At 55.1% G+C, this 12,967-nt stretch carries 11 protein-coding genes and 1 pseudogene; 7 read left to right on the forward strand and 5 right to left on the reverse strand.

What is annotated here, in order from left to right; all coding sequences use genetic code 11:
* The first annotated feature begins 40 nt into the window (after positions 1-40).
* The 7 genes and pseudogenes from ABF287_RS05905 (at position 41) to ABF287_RS05935 (ending at position 8,570) form a co-directional block, all read left to right on the forward strand.
* Entirely contained in the window at positions 41-1,135 is a 1,095-nt protein-coding gene (locus ABF287_RS05905; protein ID WP_347184089.1) for an ABC transporter permease, read from the forward strand.
* Positions 1,136-1,139: 4 nt separating this feature from the next.
* A complete protein-coding gene (locus ABF287_RS05910) occupies positions 1,140-2,843 on the forward strand; it encodes a nitrate ABC transporter ATP-binding protein (protein WP_347184090.1) in 1,704 nt (567 codons plus the stop codon).
* A gap of 4 nt (positions 2,844-2,847) precedes the next feature.
* The gene (locus ABF287_RS05915) at positions 2,848-3,276 is read left to right on the forward strand and encodes a globin family protein (RefSeq protein WP_347184091.1); all 429 of its coding nucleotides are present in this window, start codon (positions 2,848-2,850) and stop codon (positions 3,274-3,276) included.
* 19 nt (positions 3,277-3,295) lie between these two features.
* Positions 3,296-4,486 (forward strand): annotated as a pseudogene (locus ABF287_RS05920) (FAD-dependent oxidoreductase); the annotation flags it as partial.
* A gap of 113 nt (positions 4,487-4,599) precedes the next feature.
* Positions 4,600-7,263 carry a molybdopterin-dependent oxidoreductase gene (locus ABF287_RS05925; protein ID WP_347184092.1) on the forward strand — a complete coding sequence of 888 codons (2,664 nt, stop codon included), beginning with the start codon at positions 4,600-4,602 and terminating at the stop codon, positions 7,261-7,263.
* Positions 7,260-8,213: a glycosyl transferase family protein gene (locus ABF287_RS05930; RefSeq protein WP_347184093.1), complete on the forward strand. Its 954-nt coding sequence runs from the start codon at positions 7,260-7,262 to the stop codon at positions 8,211-8,213. The genes ABF287_RS05925 and ABF287_RS05930 overlap by 4 nt, the downstream gene beginning before the upstream one ends.
* An 84-nt stretch (positions 8,214-8,297) precedes the next feature.
* Entirely contained in the window at positions 8,298-8,570 is a 273-nt protein-coding gene (locus tag ABF287_RS05935; protein ID WP_347184094.1) for a hypothetical protein, read from the forward strand.
* 24 nt (positions 8,571-8,594) lie between these two features.
* Here ABF287_RS05935 and ABF287_RS05940 read toward each other — a convergent pair whose 3' ends face one another.
* The 5 genes from ABF287_RS05940 to trmD all read right to left on the reverse strand — a co-directional run bounded on the left by ABF287_RS05940 (position 8,595) and on the right by trmD (position 12,956).
* Positions 8,595-9,407, reverse strand: coding sequence for a division plane positioning ATPase MipZ (locus ABF287_RS05940; protein ID WP_347184095.1), 813 nt, complete (start codon positions 9,405-9,407; stop codon positions 8,595-8,597).
* Between the two features lie 250 nt (positions 9,408-9,657).
* Positions 9,658-9,879 (reverse strand): 50S ribosomal protein L31, encoded by a 222-nt coding sequence (gene rpmE, locus ABF287_RS05945; RefSeq protein WP_347184096.1) that lies wholly within the window; start codon positions 9,877-9,879, stop codon positions 9,658-9,660.
* An 11-nt stretch (positions 9,880-9,890) separates the two neighbouring features.
* Positions 9,891-10,265 carry a 50S ribosomal protein L19 gene (rplS, locus tag ABF287_RS05950; RefSeq protein WP_347184097.1) on the reverse strand — a complete coding sequence of 125 codons (375 nt, stop codon included), beginning with the start codon at positions 10,263-10,265 and terminating at the stop codon, positions 9,891-9,893.
* 475 nt (positions 10,266-10,740) lie between these two features.
* A complete protein-coding gene (locus tag ABF287_RS05955) occupies positions 10,741-11,886 on the reverse strand; it encodes a N(5)-(carboxyethyl)ornithine synthase (RefSeq protein ID WP_347184098.1) in 1,146 nt (381 codons plus the stop codon).
* Positions 11,887-12,128: 242 nt separating this feature from the next.
* Positions 12,129-12,956 (reverse strand): tRNA (guanosine(37)-N1)-methyltransferase TrmD, encoded by an 828-nt coding sequence (gene trmD, locus ABF287_RS05960; RefSeq protein ID WP_347184099.1) that lies wholly within the window; start codon positions 12,954-12,956, stop codon positions 12,129-12,131.
* Between the last annotated feature and the right edge of the window lie 11 nt (positions 12,957-12,967).

Here is a 12,967-nt window from a genome sequence, read left to right on the forward strand (position 1 = left end):
CATGGCGCTCCACCTTTTTACGTTTTTAAGGACTACCCCCATGACCGCCATCGACCCACAAGCTTTGGACGCAGCCGAGATTGCGAAATCCAAAGAGGCCAAACGCGCAAAACTGTTCACCCGCATCAATAAAGCGGACAAATGGTTTCAGGTGATCGGCCTGAGCTGGATGACGCCGATTTTGAAAGCGATCGCGGGGGATAACCCGAAAGCGCAAGGCAAAGAAATTTGGCGGCTTTTGGGTGTGCCTGTTTTGGCCATCGTTGGCTTTTTGATGCTTTGGGGCATTTTTGCGCCTAAGGTTGTGACCTCATTGGGCGCTATTCCTGGTCCACAAGAGGTGTGGGTCGAAGCAAAGAACTTGCATGCGGATGCAGGCGCCAAGGCCGAAAAGAAAGAAAAGCACGAAGAACGCGTCGCCAAACGCAACGACCGTTTCATCGCCAATGGGCAACCTGAAAAGGTGAAAGTGATCCCTTACACAGGCTCGCCATCCTATTACCAGCAAATCTGGACCTCGATCACAACGGTGTTCTTTGGCTTCTTGATCGGCTCTGCGATTGCCATTCCACTGGGTATTTTCGCGGGCCTGTCGCCCTATGCGAACTCTGCCATCAACCCGCTTGTGCAACTGTTTAAGCCAGTGTCGCCGCTGGCATGGTTGCCGATTGTGACCATGGTTGTCTCGGCGCTCTACACCACCAATGACGGGACGTTTTCTAAGTCCTTCTTGGTCTCGGCCATCACAGTGACGTTGTGTTCGCTTTGGCCTACATTGATCAACACCGCCATGGGCGTGTCGACGATTGATAAAGACCTCGTGTCTGTGTCCAAAGTGTTGAAAATGAACACTTACAACAAAATCACCAAGCTGGTTTTGCCATCTGCTTTGCCTTTGATCTTTACAGGTTTGCGTCTGTCTTTGGGTGTGGGTTGGATGGTTTTGATCGCCGCTGAAATGCTGGCGCAGAACCCTGGTTTGGGCAAATTTGTTTGGGATGAATTCCAAAACGGCTCTTCGCAATCTTTGGCGAAAATCATCGTGGCGGTGCTGACCATCGGCATCATCGGGTTCTTGTTGGACCGTGTGATGTTTGCGCTGCAATCCCTGACAACCTTCTCGAACAACCGGTGATCTCATGAGCATTCTAACGTTTGAAAATGTGTGCAAAGGCTTCGGCAACGGGCTGACGCGCCAAGAGGTTCTCAAGGACGTCTCCTTGGATGTGAAAGAGGGTGAATTCCTCGCCATCCTCGGGTTCTCCGGCTCTGGCAAGTCCACGATCATGAACATGATCGCGGGGCTTGAGACGCCAGACACAGGCAACGTGACCTTTAAGGGCAAGCCCATCGCAGGCCCCGGTCCTGAACGCGGTTTGGTGTTTCAATCCTATTCCTTGATGCCGTGGTTGACGGTCAAAGGGAACATCATGCTTGCGGTGCAAGCAGTGTTTCCGAAACTGTCCAAATCCGAAAAAAGCGACAAGGCGGATCACTACATCTCTATGGTGGGCTTGTCCCACGCTTCGTCACGTCGACCGGCAGAATTGTCAGGTGGGATGCGCCAGCGCGTGTCTGTGGCTCGCGCTTTGGCGATGGACCCAGAAATGCTGTTGCTGGATGAGCCACTGTCTGCGCTGGATGCGTTGACGCGCGCCAATCTGGCCGACGAGATTTTGGACATTTGGGAGCAGGACAAAAAGACCTGTATCTTGATCACCAATGATGTGGACGAGGCCATTCTTTTGGCCGACCGTATTGTGCCGCTCAATCCTGATGGCACTTTGGGCGAGCCTTTTGTCGTGAATATTCCACGTCCCCGCGACCGTGGTGCGATGAACACAAACGACACGTTCAAAGGTCTGCGTGTGGCCGTGACCAAATACCTGATGGATGTGGGGATTTCTGCGAAACACGAAGAAACCCGCACCTTGCCAAATGTGACAGCGATCCATTCGGTGCCTGCGGCTGTGGCCAAAGCGCAAGAGGGTCTGATCAATGATCGCTTTCTTGATTTCTCACAGATTCACAAAATCTATCCGACCCCAAAAGGGCCACTGACGGTTGTCGAAGACTTTGATCTTAAAGTAAATCGTGGTGAATTCATTTCTGTCATCGGTCACTCTGGCTGTGGTAAATCCACCGTCTTGACCATGGCCGCGGGCCTCAATGATATTTCCAAAGGCGTGATCAAACTCGACGGCTACGAGGTACGCGGCGCTGATCCTGAGCGCGCTGTGGTGTTCCAATCTCCGAACCTGTTCCCATGGCTCACCGCAAAAGAAAACGTCGCCATCGGGGTGCATAAGGTCTACCCGAACGCCAGCCAAGCTGAGCGCCAAGATGTGATCGAATACTACCTCGAACGTGTCGGTTTGGCTGATGCGATGGACAAGCAGGCCAGTTCTATGTCCAACGGTATGAAGCAACGTGTCGGTATCGCGCGGGCCTTTGCTTTGTCGCCGAAGTTGCTCTTGCTCGACGAACCTTTCGGCATGCTCGACAGTCTCACACGTTGGGAATTGCAAGAGGTGTTGATGGAAGTGTGGGAGCGCACGAAAGTGACAGCGATCTGTGTCACGCACGATGTGGACGAGGCGATTTTGCTGTCGGACCGCGTGGTGATGATGACCAACGGACCACAGGCCACAATCGGCAAAATCACCAACGTCGATCTGCCGCGTCCGCGCAGTCGTAAGGCGCTTTTGGAGCACCCTGACTACTACAAATATCGTCAAGAGGTTTTGGACTTCTTGGAAGAGTATGAACACGGCGCCAAGCCCAAGCCAAAGGCCGAGCCAAAGGCCGAAACGCCACCAGCCAAATCAGTCGCAGCGGAGTAACCCCATGGAAGAGACAACCATCGCCCTTGTTCAAGACAGTTTTGCCAAAGTGGTGCCGATCAAAGACGCTGCCGCAGAGATTTTCTATGCGGATCTGTTCGAGACAGCGCCCGAGGTAAAACCCTATTTCGCCAATACAAATATGGCCGAGCAGGGTGACAAGCTGATGAAAACACTGGGAACGGTTGTCTCAGGGCTGCGGTTCTTGGATCAAATCGTGCCTGTGGCCGCGCAATTGGCTGTACGCCATGTGGATTACGGCGTGAAAGCCGAAGACTATGAAAAGGTCGGCGCGTCCTTGTTGCGCACTCTGGAAAAAGGCTTGGGCGATGATTTCACGCCTGAGGTCAAAGCCGCATGGGCTGAGGCTTATGGCACTTTGTCAGGGGCGATGATCGGCGCGGCTTATGCCGATGCCTCAGCTGCTGAGTAACGGAAAGTACACGCGCAATATGCCGCAAAAACTTATCATCATCGGGGCTGGCATGGCACCGGGGCGTTTGCTTGACCATCTGATGGCAGATGCGCCCGAGGCCTATGACGTAACCTTGTTCAACGCAGAGCCACGCGGCACATACAATCGTTTGATGTTGTCGCCTGTGTTGTCGGGCGAGAAAACCTATGCCGACATCGTCACGCATGATGACGCTTGGTATGCGACCCATGGCGTGACCTGTCGTTTCGGTGAAAAGGTTTTGGCCATCGATCCTGTGACCAAGATCGTCACGGGCGAAAAGGGTACGGTCGCCTATGATAAGCTGGTGATTGCGACGGGCTCTGCCCCTTTTATCATTCCACTGCCGGGCCATGATGCGTCGGGCGTCATGGCATACCGCGACCTTGAAGATACCGAGCGCATGATCTCGCTTGCGCAAACGCCAAATGCCAAGGCTGTTGTGATTGGTGGCGGTGTCTTGGGGCTTGAGGCGGCGGCAGGTATGGCCGCACGCGGCATTCAGGTGACAGTGGTGCACAACGCCACGCATGTAATGAACCGCCAACTTGATTTGACCGCCGGCGATTTGTTGAAGTCAGACCTAGAGGCACGCGGCATCGCAGTTTTATGCAACGCCAACTCCAGTCAAATTCTCAGCGATGACACGGGCCATGTGCGCGCGTTGCAGATGGAAGATGGCACTGAGTTGCCTTGCGATCTTTTGGTTATGGCTGTTGGCATTCGGCCAACCACTGCGCTGGCCAAAGAGGGCGGGCTGCAGGTGAACCGCGGCGTGATTGTCGACGCCCACATGCAGACAAGCGCGTCAGATGTATATGCGCTGGGCGAGTGCACAGAGCATGACGGTGAAGTGTTTGGTTTGGTCGCGCCTCTGTATGATCAGGCTGCGGTTTTGGCCAAGACGCTGACGCAAACGCCTGCGCAATTTGTGCCCAAACAGCTGTCAACAAAGTTGAAAGTCACGGGGTGTGATCTCTTCTCTGCCGGTGACTTTGCCGATGCAGATGACCGCGAGTTGATCGTTTTCCACGACCCTCAACGTGGCATTTACAAGCGATTGGTGATCCAAGATCACAAGATTATTGGCGCAGTGATGTATGGTGACACGGCCGATGGGGCGTGGTTCTATCACCACATGAACCAAGGGACTGATATTTCATCGATGCGGGACCAATTGATCTTTGGCGCTGGCTTCGATGCCGATTTGACCAGCCTGCCACACAGCGCCATTGGCGGTGGACCTGCCCCTGAAAAAGTCGCTGAACCCTTATCACAAATGACCAAGTTAAAAGGTGCTGCATGAGCCTGCCCTGCCAATCAGATGAAACCCGTTCCACCTGTCCTTATTGCGGGGTTGGTTGTGGTGTCTTGCTGAAACCTGACGGACAAGGCGGTTTGGCTGTGCGCGGTGACCCCGAACACCCCGCAAACCTTGGCCGCTTATGTTCCAAAGGGTCTGCGCTGGGCGAAACTGTCGGCCGTGACGGTCGTCTTTTGGCGCCGCAAGTTGCGGGCAAGGACACCGATTGGGATACAGCGCTGGATCTGGTGGCTGAAAAATTCGCAGCAACCGTTGCGGATCACGGCCCAGACAGTGCCGCCTTTTATGTCTCGGGTCAGTTGCTGACCGAAGACTATTATGTCGCCAACAAGCTGATGAAGGGCTTTATCGGCTCTGCCAATATCGACACCAATTCGCGTCTGTGTATGGCCTCGACCGTAGCAGGGCATAAGCGCGCCTTTGGCACTGACACGGTTCCTGGCACCTACGAAGATTTGGAAACCGCCGATCAGATCGTGTTGGTTGGGTCGAACTTGGCGTGGTGCCACCCAGTGCTCTATCAGCGCATTCTGGCTGCGCGCGAAAAGAACCCAGCGTTGAAAATTATCGTGGTTGACCCGCGCCGCACTGCCAGTTGCGATGGGGCGGATCTGCATTTGCCGTTGAAGGTTGGCACGGATGTCGCCTTGTTCAATGGCTTGCTGACGCAGATCGCAGCGCGCGATGCCATCAATACGGACTATATTGAGCATGTGAACGGCATCGAGGCGGCTCTTAAAGCAGCCCGCGCAGATGATCCCAGCGTGACAGGACTGTCCCAAGGCGCGCTTGATCAGTTCTACGACATGTGGATCAACACCCCCAAAACCGTCACGGTGTTTTCGCAAGGGGTCAATCAATCTTCATCAGGCGCAGACAAGGTCAACGCGATTTTGAACTGCCACCTCGCCACGGGGCGCATTGGCACCAAAGGCTGTGGGCCGTTTTCGGTCACAGGCCAACCCAATGCCATGGGCGGGCGCGAAGTGGGTGGTTTGGCCAATATGCTGGCCTGCCATTTGGACATCGACAACCCCGATCACCATGCTGCCGTGTCCGCGTTTTGGAACACGGACCGTCTGTCGCCCAAGTTAGGTCTGAAAGCCGTCGACATGTTCGAAGCTGTCGGCGATGGGCGCATCAAGGCCCTCTGGGTCATTCACACCAACCCTGCTGTCTCGATGCCAGATGCAGACAAAGTCGTCGCCGCGATGAAGGCGTGCGATTTCGTTGTGGTCTCTGACATCACGGCGGCCACGGACACAGCGCGTTTGGCGGATGTCTTGCTGCCAGCGGCGGCTTGGGGCGAAAAAGACGGGACGGTCACCAATTCGGACCGGACGATATCGCGCCAACGTCCCGCCATGTCTGCACCCACGCATGCGCGCGCAGATTGGGATATTTTGGCTGACGCCGGTCGCCGCATGGGGCGCCTTTTGAACTGGCCTGAGGCCTTCGACTTCAAAACGCCCGCTGATATTTTCCGCGAATACGCCGACATGTCGCGCCTTGGTACGCAGTTCGGCAAAGACTTTGATATTTCTGCCTTAAGCGATCTGTCGGACGCGGATTACAACAGTTTCGCCCCCACGCGGTGGCCCATAACAGAGGCACGCCAAGGCGGACGTTTCTTTGCAGATGGCAAGTTTTTCACCCCCTCAGGCAAAGCCAATATGCTGCCGCTCACCTACCGTGCGCCTGCGGCCAAAACGGGCAAGCGCTATCCTTTGCGCCTGAACACAGGGCGTATTCGCGATCAATGGCACACGATGACCCGCACGGCCTTGTCGCCACGCTTGTCGGCACATTTGGCCGAACCGTTTTTGGAAATCCATCCTGAAGACGCGGCAGAGGCGGGCATCAACCACTCAGATTTGGTGCGCGTGCAAAGTCCGGCCGGAACAGGTATTTTCCGCGCTTTGATCACAGATGCGGTGTCACGCGGGGATGTGTTTGCCCCGATGCACTGGACGGGCGAAACAGCGCCAAGCGCGCGGGTGGATGCCTTGGTGCCGCCTGTGGTCGATCCGGTGTCTGGTCAACCTGAAAGCAAGGCGGCGGTGGTCAAGGTCACACGGTTTGCGGCCGAATGGTACGGGTTTGCGGTTTCTTCCGGAACTGTCGCGCCAAATTGCGACTACTGGGCGCGGGCCAAAACACGCAGCGGCTATCGTTTGGAACTTGCAGGGGCCACCACACCCCAAGATTGGGAAGCTGAAGCGCGACGGATGTTTGATTTACCAGACGCGTCCGCACAGGTGATGAATGATCCGGCCTCTGGTACCGCACGTTTGGCCTTCTATGAGGGGTCTGTGCTTAAGGCCGCGCTGTTTGTGTCCAAGAAACCTGTTGCTGTCATGCGCGACTATTTGGCGACATTGACCGATACGGATGCGCCATACGCGATTGCAGGCGTGTCGCCTGCCGATCAGCCTGATCCAGGTCCAACCGTCTGTTCGTGTTTCAACGTGGGCGTGAACACAATTGTCGATGCGATCGAAACGCAAGGCCTTGTGAGCGTTGACGGGGTTGGCAAAGCCTTGCAAGCTGGCACGAATTGTGGCTCTTGCAGGCCTGAGATTGCAGATCTTCTGGCAAAGGTGCGGGAGGCGCAGAACGAGACGAAAGAGGCCGCAGAATGACCTTAGCCCCCTATGTACGGATCTTGGGGCGCGGCCCTGGACGTTCGCGCTCGCTGACCCAAACCGAAAGCTATGAGGCCATGCAAATCATCCTAAAGGGTGAGGCCGCACCTGAATCTGTGGGTGCCATGCTGATGCTGTTGCGGATGAAGGGCGAGATGGCTGGCGAGATTGCAGGGCTGACACAGGCCTTGCGCGATCACGTGCCAAATATGCCGACACCGGATTTGGATTGGCCAAGCTACGCAGCGGGTCGCACCCGTGGATTGCCGTATTTCTTGCTGTCGGCCAAACTTGTTGCCCAAGCGGGGCACAGCGTGTTGATGCATGGGTTTAACGGCGAAGGCGAAGCCGCACAGGCCATTCGCGATGCCTTGCCACATGCTGGAATTGCGGTGTGTCATACGGTGGACGACGCGAAAGACGCGCTGTCTGCGGCAAACATTGCCTATATGCCGTTGGAAGATTTCATGCCTGATCTGCACCGCTTGTTGCTGTTGCGGCGTGATTTCAATCTGCGCTCTTGCTTGAACACCGTGAGCCGCATGCTCAACCCCGGCGCTGCCAAGGCCAGCGTGCAAGGTGTGTTCCATCCTTCATATCGTGAGCTGCAAGCCGATGCGTCAAAGCTTTTGGCACTGCAATCGATGACGGTTATCAAAGGGGGCGGTGGTGAATTTGAACGCAACCCGTCCAAAGACACCATGGCTTTCGGCCTGCGCAATGGCGTGGCGTGGGACCAAAATTTTGCCCCAGATTTGCAAGACACGCGCAAGCTGAACGATGGCGAACGTGACCCGCAAAGACTGGCGGATATTTGGTCTGGAAAGCTCGTCGATCCCTTCGCTCAAGGCATCATTACAAGCACGGCTGCTTTGGCGTTGGACACCTTAGGCGTGCCTGATTCTGGCGATGTGGCCAACCGTCTGTGGGCCGATAGGCGCGCGTGACCCGCAGGGTCCGGCGACTGGGCGACGTAAGAGATTCTCAACCTTTTGCTGGAACACTGATCGTGGGGTCAGTGAGGGTAAAGTATGTTCAAAAACGTTTTTCAGGCGGTTGTTTGCACCGCCGTCACCTTTTGGTTGTTTGGCACGCAAGCTGATGGGGCCTCGACGGCTTCTATATTTCCGGATTTACAGGTTTTGTCGCATATCGTCGCGCTTGATCAGATTGGCAATTTCTTCGGCGCCGGCACACTGGAGGTGCCCAAGGTTTCGCCTCATTTGGATGACGTGGTTGCGCGCGCGGCAAGTTGGTTGCGCCCAGCCACAATTACGGTGGTCGAGCTCGACATCAAGCCGTGACGAGAAACCGTGATGGGGCGCAGATCAAAAGTCGACGTCGACCCCTGGAAGCTCTAGCGTTTTCAGAAGGTCGCGCACTTCTTGCCGCGCGGCGATGTTGGAGATGTTCAGCGCGTTTTTCACGCCAGCATCTTTGAGATCAAGCAGGGTGAGCCCACGTGGAAACAGCTCGCGGAAAATCACGCGCTCAGAAAAGCCGGGGGACACGCGAAAGCCGATGCGCTTGGATAGGTCGAGCATCGCGTCGCCGATTTTCTTCTTGTTGTGCATGTTTTGCGCGCCAAGACGGTTACGCAGCACCACCCAGTCAATCGGTTTCAACCCCGCGGTGGCGCGCAGCTGCCGCGCGTTCCAAACCATTTCGGAATAGACCGAAGGCCCTAGAATCTTATTCGTGTCAGGATCAACCCGCGCCAGCAAGTCAAAGTCGATGAAGCTGTCATTCATGGGTGTGACCAGAGTATCGGCCATGGAGTGCGCGACTTGGCTTAGCCGCGTGTGTGAACCGGGGCAATCGATCAAAATAAAGTCGCTCGTTTGTTCCAAACCCGCGACGGCCATAGACAAGCGGCGATCGTACATGTTCTCGCCCTCCGCAAGGTCTTCGGCGGCCACTTCAGGGAGCTCGCGGTATTCCGGTGTCGGAAGATCAAGACCTTCGCGTTGGCAAAATGCCACACGGTTTTCCAAATAGCGCCCCATGGTTTTTTGGCGCAAATCAAGATCAAGCGCGCCGACGCGATGCCCCATGCGAGACAAAGCTGTCGCGATATGCATGGAGACAGTCGACTTGCCTGCGCCGCCTTTTTCGTTGCCTACGATGATAATGTGCGCCACGTTTTGTTCACCTTCGCTACGGCACGCATACAGGATGCGCGCGCTCTTTTCTCGTTGGGACTATATGGCGGTTTTGATCATATCGGTGCAAGGGCAATTGCAGGTCTGATGTGAAAGGACGTGCACTTTGATGGTGCGCGTCGCTGGCAGCTGCGGGTACGGGCAAGGGCGAGAACACGCGCGGTGCAGGCACAAAAAAACGCCACTCTGAAGAGCAGCGTTTTTCGTAATACAGTCAAAGGTGTTTGGCTTAGAAGCCAAGACCTGCGTATTTGTTTTTGAACTTGGAAACGCGGCCGCCTTGGTCGAGAAGGCGGGAGCTGCCACCGTTCCATGCAGGGTGCGCAGATGGATCGATGTCGAGTGCAAGTTGGTCGCCCTCGGAACCCCAAGTGGATTTCATTTGTACCACTGTACCGTCGGTCATTTTGACGTTGATCATGTGGTATTCTGGGTGTGTATCTTTTTTCATGACAGGACCCCTTACGCCTTAGGCGCTTTGTAGTTGGTGACTTCTGAGATACGTGCGGATTTACCACGACGATCACGCAAGTAGTAGAGTTTCGCACGACGTACACGGCCACGACGGATAACTTCGATGCTATCGATGTTTGTGGAGTGCAGCGGGAACACACGTTCTACGCCTTCACCGAATGAAATTTTGCGAACAGTGAACGAACCAGCAATGCCTTTGCCGTTCTTACGAGCGATACATACACCCTCGTAGTTCTGTACACGAGAGCGGGAGCCCTCTGTCACTTTGTAGCCAACACGAATTGTGTCGCCTGATTTGAAATCTGGAATAGACGCGCCGAGTGCAGCAATCTGCTCGGCTTCCAGCTGTGCGATAAGATCCATCGCTAATCTCCAATATATGCTCACGGTATTTTCCGTGAAGGTGTGTACGTCCTCAGAGCTCTGTGTCTTCTTTCGGTGCAACTGTGTGCCCGCCAGAGTGTTCAGGTCGTTTTTAGTTTGTTGCGTTTGCTTTTGAGCAAGGTCTTGGGCCGAAGAAAGCACAAATGCCAATACACAAACGGTCCGGTGACTGATTCCAATCCCGAACACGCGGTGTATAGGGCTGAATGGGGTACGGCGCAAGCGGGGATTAGCTGCTCCCTGCCTTCGCTGAATTGCCCAGCTTTTGGGGCGCAGCACAGGTGCCTTTGGGCTGAGCTTTTCCATTCTGACCAAACTCGGGGTCTTGATGATACACGCTGTGAGCCTGCCGGCCTTGCTTGGTTTCGCCAAAAAGCAAGAGTTCCTTGCCCCAAAGGACGATTGATAGTGTGTCAGGCTGTGCAGCTTTTCCCGTGCACAGCCTGACGTTTTCTTACGTCAGCACTTTATGGGGGAAGTCGGCTGCGCGGTTTTGAAAGGCCAAGACATGAGGTTTGACCACATGACCCTTGTCGAGATTGATGGCACGGCGAATAGTTTCATTGCCCTGCCACGCGGAAGGGCCTGCAATCATCACAGGCAAGTAAACCACAAGCGCCGCAGAGATCGAGCGTGAGGCGCTTTCCCATAGGTAGTTTGGCGTGTGATCGACCGCGTAGTAGTCGGTATTTTCGACCCGAAACATCGGTGCCCTGAATGTTGTTGGCTTGGCGAAATAGAAGCCCATGCCTTCATCGCAGCTGACGTCTACAATCAAGCTGCCAGGTTTGAGACAAGATTTTTCATCTTCGGTCACAAAATCCAACGGGTGCGCGGTGTCTTGATAGGTGCCGTTCACAATGATGTCGGACTCGGCGATCAAATCGGTCAAAGGGCGCTCTGTCCCGTCATGTTCAACGACAATCATACGGGCTTCGTCGCCTTTACCTTCGCGAATGCGCACATAGTCACAATCCAAAACTTCTTCGCGCACTTCGTGATCTGGGCGTTGAATGCAGATGGTGATGTCTCGGAAACCATGCGCTTTCAGGGCATAGATGGCCCCGCGGCTCACCGCGCCAAAGCTAAAGATTATCGTCTTGCGTTGATTGCCGTAGTGGCCGTCGATGCCTTTAAGGCGCAGCGCATGCAAAATCGCGCAGTACCCTGCCATTTCGTTGTTCTTGTAAAACGTGTGGCGGCCAACTTGTCCTGACGGGCTCCAGACAAACATGTCTTCAAAAGCCACAAGGCTAAGTTTGCGATCGATGGCGATTTGCGTAATTTCACGCTGTTGCGCGCAATGTGGATAGCCCCACAGAATACCGCCTTCGCGCATATCGCCTAAGTCCTCGACTGTCGGCTTGGCGATGATGACATTGCCCAACTCGGACAGCAGCTCAGCGCGCGGGGCCACACCCCCAGTTTGCGCGGTGATTTCCGCATCTGTCCAGCCAAAGGGTGCCCCGTAGCCTTCTTCAAAAATCAGGTTTTCACGCGTCGATTTAGACAATCGTTTTAGGTGGTCAGGGTGAATCGGTACACGCAATTCATCTTCCTTTTTGGATGTCCCAATGACACCAAAGGTCAGCTCGCTCATATGAAGTCCATTTCTGAGGGCTTTCCCCTCTGAATGTATCGTCGATGTTTCGATTGCGTTATGAGCCAACATCAAAGAGCTGTCTTGGGACAGCACATGCAACCCAAGCGCCCTTTGGTCAAAGGGCGATGTGCATTGCGCACGGGTCATGAGTGTTGGCTATAAGCTGACACCCTATCCGATCGCGCCTGTGTTGGCCACCGGCGCAGATAAATACTTTTGTTTTGAATGTTTTGGCGTGATCAGTCGTTGGACGTGTGATCGTCCCACATGTCAGGACGGCGGTCTTTTGTGAGGGTCTCAGACTGCTCTTGGCGCCACTGCGCGATCTTGCCGTGATGGCCTGACATCAATACATCAGGGATCTTACGCCCCCGCCATTCAGCCGGACGCGTATATTGCGGGTGCTCGAGCAAGCCGTTGGAATGGCTCTCATCTTCGATGCTTTCAGCATTGCCCAGCACGCCAGGCAACAAGCGCACTGTGGCGTCGATCATGGCTTGGGCGGGGATTTCACCGCCCGTCAAAACGAAGTCACCCAAGGAGACCTCTTCGATATCAAAATGTTCTATGACACGTTCGTCCAAGCCTTCAAATCGACCACAAATCATGGTGATCCCTTCGGCGTCAGACCAGCGTTTCGCCGTGGCTTGGTCAAACCGCTTGCCGCGTGGGGACAGATACACCAGTGGCCATTTTTTGCGGTCTTTTGGCAGGCCGTTCATCGCAAAATCAACCGCCTTGCCCATGATGTCGGGGCGCAAAACCATGCCTGCACCGCCGCCCGCTGGCGTGTCATCGACGTTGCGGTGTTTGCCTTCGCCAAAGATGCGAAGATCAATCGGCTCGATTTGCCACAACCCGTCTTGCAGAGCTTTGCCCGTCAGGCTTTCGCCCAACATTCCCGGAAAGGCGGTGGGCAGCAAGGTGATGATCTTGGCCTTCCACGTGCCCGCAATGTCTGGTGTGTCCACCATCAAATCGCGTGGTTGCAAGCTGGGGCGCACGGCGATGCGGCCATGCGATTTTGTGGCAAGTTTCGGGGCGGTGTTCGGTGTATCGGTGCTCATAGGGCCATATA

The sequence above is a fragment of the Pacificibacter sp. genome, from assembly GCF_039769035.1.
Lineage (GTDB): Bacteria > Pseudomonadota > Alphaproteobacteria > Rhodobacterales > Rhodobacteraceae > Celeribacter.

What these genes read in the sequence shown, in the direction of transcription:
- ABF287_RS05905 (WP_347184089.1), top strand. Translation starts at nt 41, where the DNA reads ATGACCGCCATCGACCCACAAGCTTTGGACGCAGCCGAGATTGCGAAA.
- ABF287_RS05910 (WP_347184090.1), top strand. Translation starts at nt 1,140, where the DNA reads ATGAGCATTCTAACGTTTGAAAATGTGTGCAAAGGCTTCGGCAACGGG.
- ABF287_RS05915 (WP_347184091.1), top strand. Translation starts at nt 2,848, where the DNA reads ATGGAAGAGACAACCATCGCCCTTGTTCAAGACAGTTTTGCCAAAGTG.
- ABF287_RS05925 (WP_347184092.1), top strand. Translation starts at nt 4,600, where the DNA reads ATGAGCCTGCCCTGCCAATCAGATGAAACCCGTTCCACCTGTCCTTAT.
- ABF287_RS05930 (WP_347184093.1), top strand. Translation starts at nt 7,260, where the DNA reads ATGACCTTAGCCCCCTATGTACGGATCTTGGGGCGCGGCCCTGGACGT.
- ABF287_RS05935 (WP_347184094.1), top strand. Translation starts at nt 8,298, where the DNA reads ATGTTCAAAAACGTTTTTCAGGCGGTTGTTTGCACCGCCGTCACCTTT.
- rpmE (WP_347184096.1), bottom strand. Translation starts at nt 9,879, where the DNA reads ATGAAAAAAGATACACACCCAGAATACCACATGATCAACGTCAAAATG.
- rplS (WP_347184097.1), bottom strand. Translation starts at nt 10,265, where the DNA reads ATGGATCTTATCGCACAGCTGGAAGCCGAGCAGATTGCTGCACTCGGC.
- ABF287_RS05955 (WP_347184098.1), bottom strand. Translation starts at nt 11,886, where the DNA reads ATGAGCGAGCTGACCTTTGGTGTCATTGGGACATCCAAAAAGGAAGAT.
- trmD (WP_347184099.1), bottom strand. Translation starts at nt 12,956, where the DNA reads ATGAGCACCGATACACCGAACACCGCCCCGAAACTTGCCACAAAATCG.